We start from the raw sequence: 19,029 nt of genomic DNA, 5'->3' as shown, positions 1-19,029 counted from the left end.
GGGTTTACCAAGATCCAGCATTGGGCAGGTCAGAATCTGAGCATGGACGGCCAGGAGAACGAGCAGCGCAGGACCGGGGACGAGACGGCCCCGGCGATCGGGCGCGCCCGCCGCTGGGCGTCCCGACGGTGGTGGCCGGGACGGCCGAGTGTCCGACTGCGCCAACTCGGCGCGGTGCTGGCCCTGCTCGTGGTCACCCTCACCGGGATCATCGCCGGCACGTACGCCGGTGGGCACGTGGGCACCGACATCGGGCCGTTCCGCGCGCACCTGAGCCTCAGCCCGTCGCTGAGCGGTGGCACCACCATCGACATCCCGCCGCTGGGCGCGTTGAAGCTGGACAGCCACAACGGACCGACCTACCTGACCGTGGAGCTGGGCGCGCTGGACCAGCGGCGGACCGAGGCGCTGATCGACGACCCGGCGAGCATCAGCCGGGCCAGCCAGTCCGCCGTGGAGGACGTCCGCACCGGCGTGATGCGCCTCGGGCTGAAGACGCTCGCCTCGGCGGTGCTGGCCACCCTGCTGCTGGCCGGGCTGGTCTTCCGGGACGTACGCCGGATGGCCTGGGCCGGCGGCCTGGCGCTGGTGGTCACCGCCGGGAGTCTCGGGCTGGCCGCCGCCACCGTCCGCCCGCAGTCGATCGAGGAGCCGCGCTACGAGGGGCTGCTGGTCAACGCGCCAGCGATCGTCGGTGATGCGCGGCGGATCGCCAACGACTACACCAAGTACGCCGAGCAGCTCCAGCGGCTGGTCGGCAACGTCAGCAAGCTCTACACCACCGTCTCGGCGCTGCCGGTGTACGAGCCGGCCCCCGGCACCACTCGGGTCCTGCACGTGTCCGACATGCACCTCAACCCGACCGGCTGGTCGCTGATCCGGACCATCGTCGAGCAGTTCGGCATCGACGTGGTGATCGACACCGGCGACATCACCGACTGGGGCAGCGAACCGGAGGCGTCCTACGTCGGCTCGATCGGCCTGCTCAAGAAGCCGTACGTCTACATCCGCGGCAACCACGACTCGGCGCGGACCGCCGCGGCCGTGGCCAATCAGCCGAACGCGATCGTGCTCGACAACTCCACGACCACCGTGTCCGGGCTGACCATCGCCGGCATCGGCGACCCGCGGTTCACCCCAGACAAGGAGACCTCACCGGCCGGCAGCGGGCTCACCGCGCAGGTCGCCGACCAGGTGATCGGGGTCGGCGAGCAGCTGGCCACCACGGTGCAGAACTCGCCGACCAAGGTGAACATCGCCCTCGTGCACGACCCGGCCTCGGCCGGGCCGCTCTCCGGCACCTGCCCGCTGGTACTGGCCGGGCACCTGCACGAACGGCAGGTGCTGAAGCTGCCGCAGTCGCCGGGCAAGGAGCCGACCACGCTGATGGTGGAGGGCTCCACCGGCGGCGCCGGGCTGCGCGGCCTGGAGGGCGAGAAGCCCACCCCGCTGACCATGACGGTGCTCTACTTCGACCAGCAGAAGCTGCTCCAGGCGTACGACGAGATCACCGTGGGCGGCACCGGCCAGTCGCAGGTCAACCTGGCACGGCACGTGATCAGCGACCCGGCGAAGGGCGACCAGGTGCCGGTCACCCCGACTCCCACCCGGGGCGCCCCGGTGCCGTCCGGTCCGACCCCGGGCAGCCCGACCGCGAGCCCGACCCGCTGAGGCGTCAGCGCAGCGAGAGCGCGGCCAGGGCGGCGTTGACGATGCTGCCCGGCAGCAGGTCGTGCAGCTCGTACAGCTCGTGGACGCTGCCCGACTGGCCGAACTCGTCCACCCCGAGCGGCACCGCCGGGGCGCCGAGCGCCGAGCCGAGCCAGGCCATCGCGTGCGAGGCGGCATCGTGCACGGTCACCACCGGCACCCGGTCGGCGAAGGCCGACCGCAGCGCGCCGGGCACGCTCGGCACGGTCGCCGTCCGGACGCCCTGACGCAGGGTCCGCTGCCAGGCCCGGTAGAGCCGGTCCAGCGAGGTGACGTCCACGACGTGCGCGGCCACCCCCTCCTCCGCCAGCTCCGCGGCGGCCGCCAGCACCTCGGGCAACACCGCGCCGGAGGCGGCGAGCTGCACGACCGGGGCGTCGACCAGCTGGGGGTACGCCTCGTGCGCGTCCACCAGCCGGTAGGCCCCGGCGACCACCTGCCGGCGCAGGACCGCGTCGCCGATCCGGGCCCGGGCCGCCTCGAAGGGCGCCTGGTCGACGGGGCGGGTGCTGAGCCGGAAGTAGTACGCCCCGTCCTCGGTGGGCGCGGCGGTGGCGGCGGGTGCGGCTCCCCCGGCGATCTGGCCGAGCGCGTCGCAGAGCAGCCAGTCGAGGCTGCCGGCGTACGCGGGCTCGATGAAGGTGACGCCGGGCAGCTCCAACCCCACCGAGGCGGTGATGGTGGACTGGTGGGCGCCGCCCTCCGGGGCGAGGGTGATGCCGGACGGGGTGCCGGCGACCACGAACCGGGAACCCGAGTAGGTGCCGTAGAGGAAGGCGTCCAGGCCGCGCAGCACGAACGGGTCGTAGACCGTGCCGACCGGCAGCAGCGGCTGGCCGGACAGGTCCCAGGACAGGCCGAGCTGGCCGAGCAGCAGGAACAGGTTCATCTCCGAGATGCCCAGCTCGATGTGCTGGCCCGCCGGGCTCTCCGTCCAGCGCAGCATCCGGTCCTCGGTCCAGGAGCGCTGCGCGGTGGGGGCGAAGACGCCGGTCTTGTTGATGAACCCGGCCAGGTTCGTCGAGGTGGCCACGTCGGGCGCGGTGGTGACCAGGTAGGGCGCGACGTCGGCGTCCCGGGCCAGGTCGACCAGCACCCGGCCGAAGACCTCCTGGGTGGAGACGGGCTTGTTGGCGCGTACCTTGGTGGTCTCCGGGACGGTGACCCCCAGCGCCCGCTCGCGCGGCGCGCGGGACAGCGCCTCCCGGCGCTCGCCGGCCCGGATGCCGGCCGGGGAGGCCGGGTCGAGGCGGTCCCACTCGGTCTCGCGGGTCAGGCCGTGCGCGGCGCGCAGCGCGTCGACCTGCTCGGTGCTGAGCAGCGCCGAGTGGTTGCGCGGGTTGCCGGCGATCGGCAGCCCCCACCCCTTGACCGTGTACGCGAAGACCACGCTGGGCCGGTCGGTGACCGCGTCGCACTGGGTGTACGCGTCGAGCATCGCCTCGAGGTCGTGCCCGCCGAGGTCGGTGACGAGCGGGCCCAACTCGTCGTCGGGGATGTCGGCCACGAAGGCGGACACCTCGGCCGGCGCGCCGTCGAGGAACTGCTTGCGCAGGGCCGGCCCGGCCAGTCCGAACAGCGACTGGTACTGCTCGTTCGGCATCAGGTCGATCCAGTCGCGCAGCGCCTCGCCGCCCGGCCGGGCGTACGCCTCGGCGAGCTTGCGGCCGTACTTGACCTCGACGACGTGCCAGCCGGCGGCCTCGAACTGGCCGCGCCACTGGTTGATCCGGATGCCCGGGACGACCCGGTCCAGCGACTGGCGGTTGAAGTCGACCAGCCACATCACGTTGCCCAGCCCGGTGGTGGCCGGGTCGGCGACGGCCTCCCAGATGTTTCCCTCGTCCAGTTCGGCGTCCCCGATCAGCGCGATGAACCGGGAGTGCGGACGGGCGCCGAAGTGCGCGTCGACGTAGCGGCGGGTGACCGCGGCGAACAGCGGCGCGGCGGCGCCCAGGCCGACCGAGCCGGTGGAGAAGTCCACCCCGTCCGGATCCTTGGTCCGCGACGGGTAGGACTGCAGGCCGCCGCGCGCCCGCAGCTTCGGCAGGTACGACCGGTCCAGGTTGCCGAGCAGGTACTGGATGGCGTGGAACACCGGCGAGGCGTGCGGCTTGACCGAGACCCGGTCCTCGCCGTCCAGGTGGGCGAACCAGAGCGCGGTCATCGCGGTGACCAGGGAGGCGCTGGACGCCTGGTGGCCGCCGACCTTCACCCCGTCACCGGTGTTCCGGTCGTGGTTGGCGGCGTCCACGATGCGGGTGGCGAGCCAGAGCACCCGCCGCTGGATCTCGTCGAGGACGTCGAGGTCGTGCTGGTTCACGGTGACTCCATCCGGGCGTCGCCGTTGACGCCCTTCGCGGGGGGTGCGCGGGTCGGCGCGCTAGCCGGGGGGATACGGGAAGGGCCGCCGCCGGATCGCGACGGCGGCCTTCACGGGGGTGTCAGGCGGGGATCCCTGCTGAGCACCAGGCGTCAACAGGGCCCTTCGCCTCAGCCCTGGACGCCGAGGCGCGCCAGGATCAGCTCGCGGACGGTCCGGGCGTCCGCCTGGCCGCGGGTGGTCTTCATGACCGCGCCGACCAGGGCGCCGGCCGCGGCGACCTTGCCGCTGCGGACCTTGTCGGCGACCTCCGGGTTGGCGGCGATCGCCTCGTCCACCGCGGCGGTGAGCGCGCCGGTGTCGGAGACGACCTCCAGGTTCCGGTTGGCCATGATCTGGGTCGGCGAGCCCTCGCCGGCCACCACGCCCTCCAGGACGGTACGGGCCAGCTTGTCGGTGAGCTTGCCGGCGTCGACCAGGCCCTGCAGCTCGGCGACCTGCGCCGGGGTGGCCCCGGCGTCGGCCAACTCGACACCGGTCTCGTTGGCCCGCCGGGACAGCTCACCGAGCCACCACTTGCGGGCGGCGGCCGGGGTGGTGCCGGCGGCCACGGTCTGCTCGATCAGCTCGACCGCGCCGGCGTTGAGCACCGACTGCATGTCCAGGTCGGACAGACCCCACTGCTCCTGCAGCCGGCGGCGGTGCAGCCGGGGCAGCTCCGGCAGGGCGGCCTTCAGCTCGGCCACCCAGGCCGGGTCCGGCGCGAGCGGGACCAGGTCGGGCTCCGGGAAGTACCGGTAGTCGGTGGCGGTCTCCTTGGACCGGCCCGGCGTGGTGTCGCCGGTGTCCTCGTGGAAGTGCCGGGTCTCCTGGGTGATGCTGCCGCCGGCGTCGAGCACCGTGGCCTGGCGCAGCATCTCCGAGCGGACCGCCCGCTCGACCGAGCGCAGCGAGTTGACGTTCTTGGTCTCGGTGCGGGTGCCCCACTCCTCGCCCGGCTTGTTCAGCGAGGTGTTGACGTCGCAGCGCAGCGAGCCCTCCTCCATCCGGACGTCGGAGACGCCCAGCGAGCGGATCACGTCGCGCAGTTCGGCGACGTACGCCCGGGCCACCTCCGGCGCGAGCGCGCCGGTGCCGGGGATCGGCTTGGTGACGATCTCCACGAGGGGGATGCCGGCCCGGTTGTAGTCGACCAGCGACTCGGTCGCACCGTGGATCCGGCCGGTGGCGCCGCCGACGTGCAGCGTCTTGCCGGTGTCCTCCTCCAGGTGCACCCGCTCGATGCCGATCCGCACGGTCTCGCCGTTGACCTCGACGTCCAGGTAGCCGTCGACGCAGAGCGGCTCGTCGTACTGGCTGATCTGGAAGTTCTTCGGCATGTCCGGGTAGAAGTAGTTCTTCCGGGCGAACCGGCACCACTCGGCGATCGAGCAGTTCAGCGCGAGGCCGATCCGGATCGTCGCCTCGATGGCGGCCTTGTTGGCCACCGGCAGCGAACCCGGCAGGCCCAGGCAGACCGGGCAGACCCGGGTGTTCGGCTCGCCACCGAAGTCGGTCGGGCAGCCGCAGAACATCTTGGTGTTCGTGCCCAGCTCGACGTGGGTCTCCAGGCCGATCACCGGTTCGTAGCGCGCGACGACCTCGTCGTACGCGGGCAGTGTCGTCGTCATCTGAGCTCCAGGCGCGATCCGGACGGAACCGGTCCAGCCTAGTCGGGCCGGCGGCGGTCACCTCGCCCGGGTTTCCACCCGGGCCGGTGCGTGTCCGGTCCGGCCGGGCGCCCGCCCGAGGTGTGGTCCCCGGGCGGGCCCCGAGGTCAGCGCTCCTCGACCAACCCGAGGTACATCACCTGCGGGTCGACCGGATTGAAGGCGAGACCGGCGATGCCGTCGTGGGAGTTGTGCTGCGAGGTCAACCGGCCGGTCGACGCGTCGTACCGGTAGAGATCGGTGCCGTAGCCACCGAACCACGTGCCGTAGGCGAAGTACAGCACGTCCGGGTCCACCGGGCTGGGCCACAACGGGGTGCCGTTGATCAGGGTCGCCTGCGCGCCGTCGAGCGCCGACACGAAGCTGCGGCCCCCGTCGGTCGAACGCCAGATGTGCCGCGCGGAGTTGTCGTTCTGGCTGAGGTCGTAGCCCTCCAGCCACACCGTCCGCGGATCCGCCGGCGAGAAGGCGACGGAGAAGCCGTTCGCCTGGGGGGTGGCGCCGACCCCGGCCGACCGGGTCCAGCTGCGGCCGCCGTCGAACGTGACGTAGCTGCCGTGGCCCATGGTGCCCACGATGAGGTGATCCCGGTCGGCGGGATCGACGGCCGCCTGGTAGACGAACTCGTCCTGGCCGGCCGGCACCCCGACGGCGGCCCAGGTGGCACCGCCGTCCTGGGAGTCGTAGACCTGCCCGGCCTTGCTAACGGCCCGCAGGTCCCGCGCGTCGGTCCGGTCCACCGCCAGTCCGACCACGCCGTCGCCTGGGACCGGGCCGGCCACCTCGGCGACCTGGTCGCCCTGCACCCGGTAGATCGGCTGATCGTTCACGCCGTACGCGTAGGCGTTCCCGTCCGGCCCGGCGGCGAGGAAGTACGCCGCCAGGCTCAGCCCGGTGTCGGCGATCTGCTGCCAGGTGCAGCCGGCGTCGGTGGACCGCTGGATCGCCGTCTTCGAGATGGCCACCAGCGTGTTCGCCGTGCTCAGGGCGACGAGCCTCGGGTAGGCGACCGGGGTGAGGGGGGTCGTGGTGCGGGCCAGGACGCCACCGTCGTTACGCGTGAAGGTGACCGAGCCGTCGCCCTGCACCATGCCGCACTGCGGGCGGTGCCACCCGTCGGCAGCGGCCGCGGGCGCCACGGTGGCGAGGTTGACGGCACCGGCGGCCGTGACGGCCAGCGCGAGTACACCGCTGAGTCGGGAGAAGATCATGAAGCATGTCTAGACGTGGACATGCACCGATCGCCACAGTTTCGGGTGTCCGAGCCCGGCCATGGCCTGTGTCGGACACCCGCGAGGCGGGAAGGGGCTCGGATGTTCGAGTCGTTGGGTCTGACCCCGGTGGAGGAATCGGTCTACCTGGCCCTCCTGCACCGACGGCAGTCGAGCGTGCCGGAGTTGGCCCGGCAGGTCGGGGAGAGTGTCCGGGTGGTCCGCGCGGCGACCGAACGCCTGGCGGAACTCGGCTTCGTCAGCCGGCTGGTCGGTGCCGGCACCCGGCTGCTGCCGACCCGCCCGGACGTCGCGGTGAACGCCCTGGTCGTGCGGCGCACCGAGGAGTTCACCCAGGTACGCCGAGCCGCCGAACGGATGGCGGAGGAGTTTCCGCAGGAGCTGCCGACCAGGCCGGACGAGCTGCTGGAGATCGTCACCGGCCGGGCTGCCGTCGAGGCCCAGTTCGTCCAGCTCACCTACGGCGCGACGAAGGAGCTGCTGGTCCTGGATCGCCCGCCGTACGCCCAGGAGGTGGCGTCGGCGAACGTGTCCGAGAACGAGCTGCTCGGCCGGGACGCCAGCGTGCGGGGCATCTACGCCCCCGAGGCCTTCGAGCTGCCCGGCGCCTACGAGCAGGCGATGGCGGCCGTCGCGGCCGGGGAACAGGCGCGGGTGCACACGGACGTGCCGCTGAAGCTGGCGATCGGCGACCGCTCGGTGGCGCTGCTGCCGCTGGCCAGCGAGCGGGCCATGGACGCCGCGCTGGTGATCCGCGCGCCCATGGTCGTGTCGGCGCTGGTGAAGCTCTTCGAACTGCTCTGGGCGCAGGCCACGCCGCTGCCCGCCTGGGACCCGGAGCAGCCCGCGACGGGGGCCGACGAGCCGGATCTGCGGCTGCTGGGCCTGCTCGCCACCGGGCTCAAGGACGAAGCCATCGCCCGCGAACTCGGCGTGAGCGTACGCACCCTGGGACGCCGCTCGTCCGCCCTGCTGGCCGCGCTCGGCGCCCGTACCCGCTTTCAGGCCGGGCTGCAGGCCGGGCGGCGGGGCCTGGCCTGACCGGGCGTCACCCGCGGGTCAGGGATCGCCGGCGGCGCTCGTAGGCCAGGAGGAGGAGCATCCCACCGACGGCGATCACCGCGACACCCAGCAACAGCATGGTTCGCGTGTCGGATCCGGTGACCGGGAGCCCGGGCCCGGCCGTCGCCGACGGCGACGCCGATGACGGGGACGGCGATGCCGATGACGTGGGCGTCGGGGACGGCGAGGACGGCGCTGCGTCGATGACGAGAGTGACCTCGTCGGTGGCGCTCGACGCGGTGCCGGTCGCCTTCACCGTGAAGGTGAAGCTGCCCTCGGCCTCGGGGGTGCCGCTGAGCACGCCGTCCGGGCCGAGGTCGAGCCCGTCGGGCAGGTCACCGGCGTCCAGCTTGAAGGTGATGTTGGAGTCGCCGGTGGCGGTGAACCGGAACGAGTAGGCCTCGCCGACCGCGCCCTTGGGCGGCGCTCCGGACGTGATGGTGGTGGCCGGCTTGGCGATGACGACCGTGACGTCCTGCTCGGCGTAGAAGCCGTGGTCGTCACTCATCCGGATCTCGAACGAGTAGCTGCCCGTCGCCGTCGGCGTTCCCGAGAGCGTCCCCGCCGACGCCAACGCCATCCCCGGCGGCAACGCACCCGCCCGCAACGACAGCGTGTACGGCCCGGTGCCGCCGGAGGCCTTGAAGGTGTGCGTGGGGTACGGCTGCGCGGTGTACCAGGGCGAGGTGGGCACGCCCGAGGTGATGGTGATCGTGGGCGGCACCACCTCGACGGTCACGTCCTGCTCGGCGTAGAAGCCGTGGTCGTCACTCATCCGGATCTCGAACTGGTAGCTGCCCGGCGTGGTCGGCGTACCCGAGAGCGTCCCCGCCGACGCCAACGCCATCCCCGGCGGCAACGCACCCGCCCGCAACGACAGCGTGTACGGTGCCGTGCCACCCGACGCCGTGAACGTGTGCGTCGGATACGTCTCGTAGGCGGTGACCCGGGAGGCGGGGGTGCCTGAGGTGATGGTGATGGTCGGTGCCACCACCTTGACGGTCACGGTTTGCTCGGCGAAGTCGCTGTTCGCGTCCGTCATCCGGATCTCGAACGTGTACTCGCCCGGGGTGGTCGGCGTACCCGAGAGCGTCCCCGCCGACGCCAACGCCAGGCCCGGCGGCAACGCACCCGCCCGCAACGACAGCGTGTACGGCGCCGTGCCACCCGACGCCGTGAACGTGTGCGTCGGGTATTCCTCGTAGGCGGTGACCGGGGACGCCGGCGGACCGGAGGTGATGGTGATCGTCGCGGCAGCCGCTGGCTGTGCCGTGCCGAGCAGCACCAGCAGGAGTGCCGATACGATCATTATCGGTCGCAGCGTCTTCATCGCCCGTCCAGGATTCGATCAAGGTAAGCCGGGGATTCGCGTTCACCAGCGCGAAGCGACCTTATCCAATCAGGACAGCCAGGAAGGCGTAATGGACCGAACGGTGACCGCGTGTTGCCGATCGGTGTTGGCTTCGGCTGCCGCGGCGCCCGTTCCCGGACGTGACCGCGCCCCTCGCGGGGCGGCCGGTCGGCCGCCCCGCGGGCGGGTCACAGGGCCGGCGGGGCGAACGTGCCGACCGTGGACTCCAGCGCGGCGGCCACCCGGTACATCCGGTCGTCCGCCATCGTCGGGGCCATGATCTGCAGACCCACCGGAAGCCCCTCGGAGAGGCCGCACGGGACCGAGATGGCCGGCCCGCCGTACAGGTTGGTCGGGATGGTGAACAGGTCCGCCAGGTACATCTGGTACGGGTCGGCGGTACGCGCCCCGATCGGGAAGGCCACGAACGGGGTGGTCGGCGAGATCAGCGCGTCCACCTGCTCGAACGCTGCGGTGAAGTCCCGGGTGATCAGGGTGCGGACCTTCTGCGCCTGCCCGTAGTAGGCGTCGTAGTAGCCCGACGAGAGCGCGTACGTGCCGATCATGATGCGCCGCTTGACCTCCGGGCCGAAGCCGGTCTCGCGGGTCAGCGACATGACCTCCTCCAGCGACCGGTTGCCGTCGTCGCCGACCCGCAGGCCGAACCGGACGCCGTCGAACCGGGCCAGGTTGGAGGAGCACTCGCTCGGCGCGATCAGGTAGTAGGCCGGCAGGGCGTACTTGAAGTGCGGGCAGGAGACCTCGACGATCTCGGCGCCCAGCTTCGCCAGCGCCTCCACCGACTCGCGGAACGCGGCCATCACGCCCGGTTCGGCACCCTCGCCGGTGAACTCGGTGACCACACCGAGCTTCACGCCGGTCAGGTCGCCGGTCGCGCCGAGCTTCGCCGCACCCACCACGTCCGGCACGGCGACCGGGATGGAGGTGGAGTCGCGCGGGTCGTGCCCGCCGATCACCTGGTGCAGCAGCGCGGCGTCCAGCACCGTACGGGCGCACGGACCAGGCGTGTCCAGAGACGAGGAGAACGCGACCAGGCCGTACCGGGAGGTGCCGCCGTAGGTGGGCTTGGCGCCGACCGTGCCGGTGACCGCACCGGGCTGGCGGATCGAGCCGCCGGTGTCCGAGCCGATCGCCAGCGGCGCCTCGAACGCGGCCAGCGCGGCGGCGCTGCCGCCACCCGAGCCGCCCGGGATCCGGGTCAGGTCCCAGGGGTTGTGGGTCGGACCGTAGGCCGAGTATTCGGTGGAGGAGCCCATGGCGAACTCGTCCATGTTGGTCTTGCCGAGCATCACCGTGCCCGCGTCGCGCAGCCGCTGCACGATCGTCGAGTCGTACGGCGGGCGCCAGCCCTCCAGGATCTTCGACCCGACCGTGGTCGGCACACCCTTGGTGGTGAGCACGTCCTTCACGGCGACCGGCACGCCGGCCAGCGGGCCCAGTTCCGCGCCGGCGGCCCGGCGCTCGTCGACGGTGCGGGCGGCCGCCAGCGCGCCCTCGGTGTCGACATGCAGGAAGGCGTGGACCTGGTCCTCCACGGCGGCGATCCGGTCCAGGTGGGCCTGGGTCACCTCGACGGCGGAGGTCTCCCCGCTCGCCACGAGCCCCGCGATCTCGCTCGCGCTCAGCTTGATCAGGTCGCTCATGCCGACACTCCGCTTCGCTCCGTGCCGCCATGAGGCACCACCACGCTGATCCTGATGATTCGCTCGCTGCGCTCGCTCATGAAGCCACATCCTCATCCAGGATCCGCGGGACGCGGAACCGCTGCTCCTCGGCGTCGGGCGCACCCGACAGCGCCTCCTGCGGGGTCAGGCACGGCGCCACCACGTCCTCGCGTAGGACGTTGGTCAGCGGCACCGAGTGGGAGGTCGGCGGGATGTCCGCCGCGGCGACCTCGCCGACCTGGGCGACCGACTGGAGGATCACGTCCAGCTGACCGGCGAAGGTGTCCAGCTCCTCCTCGGTGACGGCGAGCCGCGACAGTCGCGCGAGGTGCGCGACCTCCTCGCGGGAGATGGCGGCCATCGGGTGCCCCCTTCGTGGCTGTCCTGCTGCGTCTTCGGTGTGCCGGCCGCGCGTTCGTCGGTGGCGATGACGCGCGGTGACCGCAGCGAGTCTATTGTCCTGCGGTCGGGTCGGCGCCTCCGACTCCCCCTCCCGGCCCCGTCACCGGGCCGGTCGGCGCGGCCCCTCCGCTTCCGCGGCCGACACCGGGTGGACCGGACGGTAGCGGGACAGCCAGGTGACCAGCTCCTCGGCCGGCATCGGGCGGGCGTAGAACCAGCCCTGGGCCACGTCGCAGCCGGCGGCGTGCAGCAGCCGCCAGGTGCGCTCGTCCTCCACGCCCTCGGCCACCACGCGCAGCCCGAGCGCCCCGGCCAGCTCGATCATCGACCGGACGATCGCCGCGTCGTCCGGGTCCTCCGCCATCCCGAGGACGAACGACCGGTCCACCTTCACCTCGGACAGCGGCAGCCGGCGCAGGTGCTGCAACGACGAGTACCCGGTGCCGAAGTCGTCCAACGCGATGCCGACGCCAATGCGATGCAGCTGGGAGATGCTGGCCAGCACCCGCCGCGGGTCGGCCATCAGGGCGCCCTCGGTGATCTCCACCTGGAGCCGGTCCGGCGGCACGCCGTACCGGGCCAGCCGGTCGGCGATCTGCTCGGCGATCTCGCCGGTGTGCAGGTCACGGACGCTGACGTTGAGCGCGGCGCGCAGCGTGAGGCCGGCCGCCGACCACTTCGCCAGCTGCTCCGTCACGTCGTCCACCACCCGGCGGGTGAGCAGCCGCATCACCGCGCTCTGCTCGGCGACCTGGATCAGCTCCCCCGGGTCGACCATGCCGCGGCGCGGGTGTCGCCAGCGCAGCAACGCCTCGACCCCGACGACCTCGCCGGTCGCGATGGCGATCTGCGGCTGGTAGTACATGGTGATCTCGCCCGGATCCCCGGCCGGGTCGTCCCCGCCGCCGACGTTGCGGACCGGGCCCTCGCCGAGCGCCTCCGGGAACCGGTCACCCGCGGCGCCCACCGACGCGTTGGCGCCGACCGTGCGGGCGGCCCGGCGGCGGATCGGATCGGCGTTCGTGACGATCCGGTTGATCAGCTCGTCGTCGTGCCGCAGGTCGACCCGGGCCGGTCGGCGACGCAGCCGCCACCGCCCCGACCCCTGGCCCGGCCGGGCAGCGACGCCGCGCCGGCCGCCGTTGCGGGCTACGCCGTCGGCCCGAGCCGGGGCGGGCAGGCCGGGCGCGGCGGCGAGGGCGGCGCCGTCGCCCCCGCGTACGCCGGGCGGCGCCGCGACGGGCGGGGTCGGCGTGCACTCCAGCACCCGGCGCAGGTCGGCCAGGAGGCCGAGCCGTTCCGCCGAGTTGTGGTCGGACTCGGCCGCGTAGACGGCGACGGTGTCGTTGCGGTGCTTGGCGTCGTACATGGCCACGTCGGCGTGGCGCATCAGCGTGGCGAAGTCCTCGCCGTGCTCCGGGAACATCGCGACACCGATCGAGCCGCCCACGTCCAGCGGCAGCCCGTCCAGCGGGACCGGCTCGGCGAGCGCGGCGACCACCCGGTCGGCCAGTTCCCGGGCCTGGTCGGCACCGGTGAGCCGGGGTACGACGATGGCGAACTCGTCGCCGCCGAGGCGGGCCACCAGGTGATCCTCGTCCACCACGTCGGTCAGCCGGGCGCTCACCTCGACCAGCAGCCGGTCCCCCACCGCGTGCCCGAGGGCGTCGTTGACGTGCTTGAACCGGTCCAGGTCGAGCAGCAGCAGGGCGAGGTGGGCGTCCGGCTCGCTCCGGGCGGCGCGCTCGGCGTGCAGGTGCACCTGCTCGGCCACTTCGGCCAGCAGCGCCTTGCGGTTGGGCAGCCCGGTGAGCGGGTCGAGGGCGGCCAGTTGCTCCTGCTCAGCGGAGAGTCGGGCCATCCGGTAGACGGCGAAGAGCGGCACCAGCACCAGCGGGATCAACGCGGCGCTGGCCCGGGCGGCGGCGACCAGCACCGGGGCGAGCAGCAGCAGCGAACCGGTGGAGAGCAGCTCGTAGGCCAGGCCGAGGCGGACCCGGGGCCACCAGCGGGCGCCGAAACGCAGCCGGATCGCGAAGGTGACCAGGCCGTAGTTGACCGTGAACCAGGCTGCGGCGGCACCGCCCACCGCCGCGACGTCGGCCCAGTGCAGCCGCCCGCCGTCGAAGAGGTCGCCGGCACCGAGCCGGGTGACCAGGTACGCGGCACCGAGCGCGCAGGCGTACTGGGCGGCGTTGAAGCCGGTCCGCCAGAGGGCGTATCCGAGCCGCCAGCCGGAGACGGCCACCGCCACGGCCTGCACGGCGACGGCCGGGCCGAGCCCCCAGCCGAGCAGGATCGCGAAGGTGAAGCAGGTCGACGGGAAGACCGCCGAGGTCCGGCGCCGGCCGGGCGGGACGAACGGGCGGGCGTCACAGGCGACGGCGAGCGCCGCCATGGTCCAGAAGGCCGGCGGCATGTCCGACAGCCGTTCCGGCAGCCCGGCCAGCGGACCGGCCGAGACGAGCACGGCCAGCACCCCGACCACGGCGACGAAACCGAAGAACGGCGTACCCCGCCCAGGCGGCACGGAGTTACGCGGGTCGCCGGTCTCCATCGCACCTCCCGGGAGCGGCCCTCCGGCGTGCGCCGTCACACGCCGTACGCCAATGAAACGCCCTCAGGGCCCGATTCCCGCCACGACAGTCACGAATCGGTCGTAGTCGTAATTAACTTGGTATCCGCGCCTCGACCCCGCGGAGATCCACTTCGAGCCCGCCCTCACTCCTCGACGCGGGCCACCGCCCGGGCCGCGTCCGGGCCGGACTCCAGCAGCACCCGGAAGCCCTCCTCGTCGAGGACGGGCAGCTTGAGGCTGGCCGCCTTGTCGGCCTTGGACCCGGGGTTCTCCCCCACCACGACGAAGCCGGTCTTCTTGGAGACCGAGCCGGTGACCTTGCCGCCCCGGCTCTGGATCGCCTCGGACGCCTGGTCGCGGCTGAACCCGGCCAGGGTGCCGGTCACCACCACGGTCACCCCTTCGAGGGGGCGCGGCCCCTCCTCGCCGGCCTCCTCGGCCATCCGCACGCCGGCCTCGGCCCACTTGCGCACCACCTCGCGGTGCCAGTCGACGGCGAACCACTCCTTGATGCTGGCGGCGATGGTCGGGCCGACCCCGTCCACCGAGGACAGCTCCTCCTCGCTGGCCGCCTCGATCGCCGGGACGGACCGGAAGTGCCGCGCGAGGGCCTGCGCGGCGGTCGGGCCGACGTGCCGGATGGAGAGCGCGACCAGCACCCGCCACAGGTCCCGCTCCTTGGTCACGGCCAGGCTCTCCAGCAGCTTGGTGGCGTTGCTGCCCAGGGTGCCGTCCTTGTTGACGAAGAACGGAGAGCGGGCCAGCTGCTCGGCGTCCAGCTGGAACAGGTCGCCCTCGTTGGTGATGATCTGCGCGTCGAGCAGCGCGGCGGCGCTCTTCTCGCCGAGCACCTCGATGTCGAGCACCTTGCGGTCGGCCAGGTAGACGACCCGTCCGCGAATCTGGCCCGGGCAGGTACGCGCGTTGGGGCAGCGGATGTCGACGTCACCCTCCTTGGCCGGCGCGAGCGGGGTGTCGCAGGCCGGGCACGTGGTGGGCATGACGAACGGGTGGGCGTCGGCGGGGCGCAGGTCGACCACCGGGCCGAGCACCTCGGGGATGACGTCGCCGGCCTTGCGGAGCACCACGGTGTCGCCGATCAGCACACCCTTGCGCTCTACCTCGCGGGCGTTGTGCAGGGTGGCGTACGCGACGGTGGAGCCGGCCACCTTGACCGGCTGGAGGACGGCCCGCGGCGTCACCCGGCCGGTCCGCCCGACCTCGACGTCGATGTCGAGCAGCTTTGTGTTGACCTCCTCCGGCGGATACTTGAAGGCGATCGCCCAGCGTGGCGCGCGGCTGGTCGAGCCGAGCCGCCCCTGGATGGAAACCGGGTCGACCTTGACCACGACGCCGTCGATCTCGTGCTCGACGTCGTGCCGGTGCTCGGCGTAATAGGCGATGTACTCGGCCACCCCGGCGAGGTCGGGCACCACCCGCCAGCGGTCGCTGGTGGGCAGCCCCCATGCCTTGAGCGCCGCGTACGACTCGGACTGCGCCGTCGGCTGGAAGCCGTCCCGGGCGCCGATGCCGTGCACCACCAGGCGCAGCGGGCGGGAGGCGGTGATCCGGGGATCCTTCTGGCGCAGGCTGCCTGCGGCGGCGTTGCGCGGGTTGGCGAACGGCGCCTTGCCCTGCTCGACCAGGCCGGCGTTGAGGTCGGCGAACGCGGCGACCGGGAAGTAGATCTCGCCGCGCACCTCCAGGAGGTCGGGCACGTCCGGGAAGTCGTCGGACGGGGTCAGCCGGGCCGGCACGTCCCGGATGCTGCGCACGTTGGCGGTGACGTCCTCGCCGGTGCGACCGTCGCCCCGGGTGGCGGCCCGGACCAGTCGGCCCTTCTCGTAGGTCAGGTTGATGGCCAGGCCGTCGACCTTGAGCTCACAGAGGTAGGGCGCCGGGCCGCCGGCGTCCCGCTCGACCCGCTCGGCCCAGGCGGCCAACTCCTCGTCGGCGAAGGCGTTGTCCAGCGAGAGCATCCGCTGGGCGTGGGTGACCGGGGTGAAGTCGGTGGAGAAGGTCCCGCCCACCCGCTGGGTCGGCGAGTCGGGGGTGCGTAGCGCCGGGTACTCCTCCTCCAGCGCCTCGAGCTCGCGCAGCAGCTTGTCGAAGTCCGCGTCCGGGATGGTCGGCGCGTCGAGCACGTAGTAGCGGTACTGGTGCTCGGTGAGCTCCTGGCTCAGCGTGGCGTGCCGCTCCCGGGCCTCCGGGGTCGGCTCGGCGCCCGCCGCCGCCTCCTGGGCGGGGCTGACCGTCTGGGGAACCGCGTCCTCGGACCCGCTGCCGCTCTCGGACACCCTAGTCGACCTCCCGTGATCGTGTGACCTCCGCACCGTAGCGGGCAGGGCTGACAACCGTCCTCCCACCCGCCCTGACCAGGCACGCGACACCAGCATGCGCCGAGCCCCCGGCCCCCGACCACCCGCCGGTTCACCGGCCGGGGGCGGGCCGGTCAGTCGTGGGGGGTGGCGAGGGTGGTGAGCTGGTCGGCGTACTCGATGCGGGTGGACCAGTCGGCGGGCCACGCGGACATGCCACGGGCGGCGCCGAGGAAGGCCCCGGCGAGCGCGGCGATGGAGTCGGAGTCGCCGGCGGTGGTGGCCGCCCGGGCCAGCGCGCCGACCGGGTCGTCGGCGTGCCGCAGCGCGCAGAGCAGCGCGGTCGCCAGGGCCTCCTCGGCGATCCAACCCTCCCCGGTGAGCCGGCACGGGTCGCCGCCGTCGTCCGGCCGGGCCAGCGCCGTGTCGAGCCGGCCGAGTACCCGCAGGCACTCGTCCCACCCCCGGGCGATGAACTCCTCGGGCGTCGCCTCGCCGGGGCGCTGCCACAGGTCGCCGAGCCAGTCGGCGCGGTAGACCGTCCGCTGCTCCCGGGCCCGGGTGGCGAGCAGGTCGGGCAGGTCGGTGAGCGCGGCGCCGTCGCGCAGCAGCCGGACCGCGTACGCGGTCAGCTCGCTGGCCGCCAGGCCGGTCGGGTGCCCGTGGGTCAGGCCGGCCTGGAGCTGGGCCAGCCCGGCGAGCGTGTCGAGGTCGACGTCGAGCAGCCCGACCGGGGTGACCCGCATGTTCGCCCCGCAGCCCTTCGAGCCGGCGACCGTCGCCTGCTGCCAGCGGACGCCCCGGTCCAGCTCGGCGCAGGCCCGCAGGCAGGTCATCCCCGGCGCGCGGTTGTTGTCCGGGCTGACCGCCCAGGCGAGGAACCGCTGCCGCAGCAGCGGCTCCACCACCCCCGGCGTGTACGCGGGCGCGTCGTGCAGCGCCCAGGCCACCGCGAGCGCCATCTGGGTGTCGTCGGTGACCAGCGCCGGGTCGCCGGTCAACTCCCGCGGGCCGGCCGGGCCGTAGCGGCGGACGATCTCGGCGACGGTCAGGAACTCGGTGGGCCGGCCCAGGGCGTCGCCGTAGGCGAGACCGAACAGCGAACCGGAGGAGCGGCGCGGCGAAGAGTCGATCACGGTGGCGATCATGCACCGCCGCCGCAAGCCGCGCCGCTCGCGGTCAGTCCCAGCAGAGGCAGAACGGATGCCCGGCCGGGTCGGCGTAGACCCGGAAACCCTCACCCTCGCCGGGCAGCCGCCGCGCCCCCAGGGCCAGCGCTGCCTTCTCCGCGGTCTCGATGTCGTCCACCGTCACGTCGAGGTGGAACTGCTGCGGCCGGTCCGGGTCGGGCCAGTCCGGCGCGCGCAGGCCGGGCGCCTGCTGGAAGGCGATCCGCGGCTGGTGCCCCGGCGGACCGCCGAGCACCACCCATTCGTCGCCGTCGGAGTTGTCCTCGATCAGCGGGAGGCCGAGCAGCTCCGCGTAGAAGCCGGCCAGCGCGCGCGGATCGGGGCAGTCGATCACCACGGAACGCAGCTGTCCAATCATGCCGGTCATCCTGCCCGGTAGGTGCGACAGGAAACCTCAGTCCTCGGCCAGCCGTCGGCCGGCGTCCCGGCACGCCGCGAGGACCGCCCGGGCGTACGCCGGGGCGGCCCCGGCCAGGCCGCAGGCGGGGGTGACCACCACCTGCTCGGCGAGCCGGCGGCGGGGGAAGCCTAGTTGGTCCCAGACCCGGCGTACCCGGTCGGCGACCTGGGCCGAGGTGGGGGCGCGACCGCCGGGCGGCGGCAGCGCGGGCGCGGCGCCGGCCAGCAGCCCGAGCCCGGCGTCGATCGCCTCGCCGAGCGGGTCCAGGTCGGTGACCAGTCCGAGGTCGAGGGCGACGCCGGCGGCCCCGGCGGTCCGGATCAGCTCCAGCGGCACCTCGGGCGCGCAGCAGTGCAGCAGGGTCGGCACGCCGGTCGCCTCGATCACGTCGCGCAGCAGCGCCCTGGCGACCTCCGGTTCCACCGCAGGGTAGGTGCCGAAGCCACTCTCGGTGGGCACCCGGCCGGCCAGTACCGCCGGCAGGGACGGCTCGTCGAGCTGGAGCAGCACCGACGCCCGGGGCAGCCGCCGGGCCACCGCCTCGACGTGCCCGCGCAGCCCCTCGGCGAGCGAGCCGGCGAGGTCCCGCACCGCGCCCGGGTCACGGATCATCCGGCCGCCGATCGGCAGCTCCACCGACGCGGCCAGGGTGAACGGGCCGGCCGCCTGGACCTTGACCGGGCCGGCGTACTCCTCGGCCTGCTCGGCGAGCTGGTCGAGGTCGCGCTCCATCAGGTCGCGGGCGCGACGCAGGTCCTTGCCGGGGCGCGGCGCGACCCGCCAGCGGGCCGCGAACAGCTCGACCGGCAGCTCGACGAGCAGCCCGGCGGTCCGGCCGATCAGGTCGGCACCGGGACCCCGGGCGGGCAGCTCCGGCAGGTGCGGCAGGGCGGGCAGCTCGCCGAGCACGATGCGCTGCGCCTCGGCGATGTCGGTGCCGGGCAGCGAACCGATGCCGGTCGCCGCCCCAGCGGGCCAGGGCCAGGGCTGATCACTCACCGCCGCAGACTATCCGCTGCCCGGCCCGCTTCCGGCGGGGACGCCGCCCCGGGCGAAGAACGGCACGCCA

Annotated in this window: 13 protein-coding genes; 2 read left to right on the top strand and 11 right to left on the bottom strand. The window is 73.3% G+C overall.

Annotated elements, in window-relative coordinates; translation table 11 throughout:
- Positions 1-42 precede the first annotated feature (42 nt).
- A complete protein-coding gene (locus tag ACGF4F_RS06370) occupies positions 43-1,671 on the top strand; it encodes a metallophosphoesterase (protein ID WP_357433864.1) in 1,629 nt (542 codons plus the stop codon).
- Positions 1,672-1,675: 4 nt separating this feature from the next.
- On the opposite strand, the gene ACGF4F_RS06365 is transcribed toward ACGF4F_RS06370, so the two are convergent.
- From ACGF4F_RS06365 to ACGF4F_RS06355, 3 genes are all read right to left on the bottom strand, one after another.
- Positions 1,676-4,033, bottom strand: coding sequence for a pyruvate dehydrogenase (locus ACGF4F_RS06365; RefSeq protein WP_357433866.1), 2,358 nt, complete (start codon positions 4,031-4,033; stop codon positions 1,676-1,678).
- Between the two features lie 170 nt (positions 4,034-4,203).
- Positions 4,204-5,703 (bottom strand): Asp-tRNA(Asn)/Glu-tRNA(Gln) amidotransferase subunit GatB, encoded by a 1,500-nt coding sequence (gene gatB / locus ACGF4F_RS06360; protein WP_357433868.1) that lies wholly within the window; start codon positions 5,701-5,703, stop codon positions 4,204-4,206.
- 146 nt (positions 5,704-5,849) lie between these two features.
- Positions 5,850-6,953: a hypothetical protein gene (locus ACGF4F_RS06355; RefSeq protein WP_357433870.1), complete on the bottom strand. Its 1,104-nt coding sequence runs from the start codon at positions 6,951-6,953 to the stop codon at positions 5,850-5,852.
- 102 nt (positions 6,954-7,055) lie between these two features.
- Here ACGF4F_RS06355 and ACGF4F_RS06350 point away from each other — a divergent pair, with 102 nt between their 5' ends.
- Positions 7,056-8,015 (top strand): helix-turn-helix domain-containing protein, encoded by a 960-nt coding sequence (locus tag ACGF4F_RS06350; protein WP_357433872.1) that lies wholly within the window; start codon positions 7,056-7,058, stop codon positions 8,013-8,015.
- A gap of 7 nt (positions 8,016-8,022) precedes the next feature.
- Here ACGF4F_RS06350 and ACGF4F_RS06345 read toward each other — a convergent pair whose 3' ends face one another.
- The 8 genes from ACGF4F_RS06345 to ACGF4F_RS06310 form a co-directional block, all read right to left on the bottom strand.
- Positions 8,023-9,345, bottom strand: coding sequence for an Ig domain-containing protein (locus ACGF4F_RS06345; RefSeq protein ID WP_357433875.1), 1,323 nt, complete (start codon positions 9,343-9,345; stop codon positions 8,023-8,025).
- 230 nt (positions 9,346-9,575) lie between these two features.
- The gene (gene gatA, locus ACGF4F_RS06340; RefSeq protein ID WP_357433877.1) at positions 9,576-11,051 is read right to left on the bottom strand and encodes an Asp-tRNA(Asn)/Glu-tRNA(Gln) amidotransferase subunit GatA; all 1,476 of its coding nucleotides are present in this window, start codon (positions 11,049-11,051) and stop codon (positions 9,576-9,578) included.
- Between the two features lie 76 nt (positions 11,052-11,127).
- The gene (gatC, locus tag ACGF4F_RS06335; protein WP_148797891.1) at positions 11,128-11,433 is read right to left on the bottom strand and encodes an Asp-tRNA(Asn)/Glu-tRNA(Gln) amidotransferase subunit GatC; all 306 of its coding nucleotides are present in this window, start codon (positions 11,431-11,433) and stop codon (positions 11,128-11,130) included.
- A gap of 141 nt (positions 11,434-11,574) precedes the next feature.
- Complete coding sequence (locus ACGF4F_RS06330) at positions 11,575-14,031, bottom strand: EAL domain-containing protein (protein ID WP_357433880.1); 2,457 nt, start codon at positions 14,029-14,031, stop codon at positions 11,575-11,577.
- Positions 14,032-14,195: 164 nt separating this feature from the next.
- On the bottom strand, positions 14,196-16,349 hold the full coding sequence (gene ligA, locus ACGF4F_RS06325) for an NAD-dependent DNA ligase LigA (RefSeq protein ID WP_357433882.1): 2,154 nt from the start codon (positions 16,347-16,349) through the stop codon (positions 14,196-14,198).
- 155 nt (positions 16,350-16,504) lie between these two features.
- Positions 16,505-17,518 carry an ADP-ribosylglycohydrolase family protein gene (locus ACGF4F_RS06320; protein WP_357433884.1) on the bottom strand — a complete coding sequence of 338 codons (1,014 nt, stop codon included), beginning with the start codon at positions 17,516-17,518 and terminating at the stop codon, positions 16,505-16,507.
- Between the two features lie 31 nt (positions 17,519-17,549).
- A complete protein-coding gene (locus ACGF4F_RS06315) occupies positions 17,550-17,918 on the bottom strand; it encodes a VOC family protein (RefSeq protein WP_198940144.1) in 369 nt (122 codons plus the stop codon).
- Positions 17,919-17,954: 36 nt separating this feature from the next.
- Positions 17,955-18,959, bottom strand: coding sequence for a methionine synthase (locus ACGF4F_RS06310; protein WP_357433886.1), 1,005 nt, complete (start codon positions 18,957-18,959; stop codon positions 17,955-17,957).
- Between the last annotated feature and the right edge of the window lie 70 nt (positions 18,960-19,029).

Source organism: Micromonospora sp. NPDC047740 (assembly GCF_043204735.1).
Classification (GTDB): Bacteria; Actinomycetota; Actinomycetes; order Mycobacteriales; family Micromonosporaceae; genus Micromonospora.
This window is presented reverse-complemented; position numbering and strand designations above follow the sequence as displayed.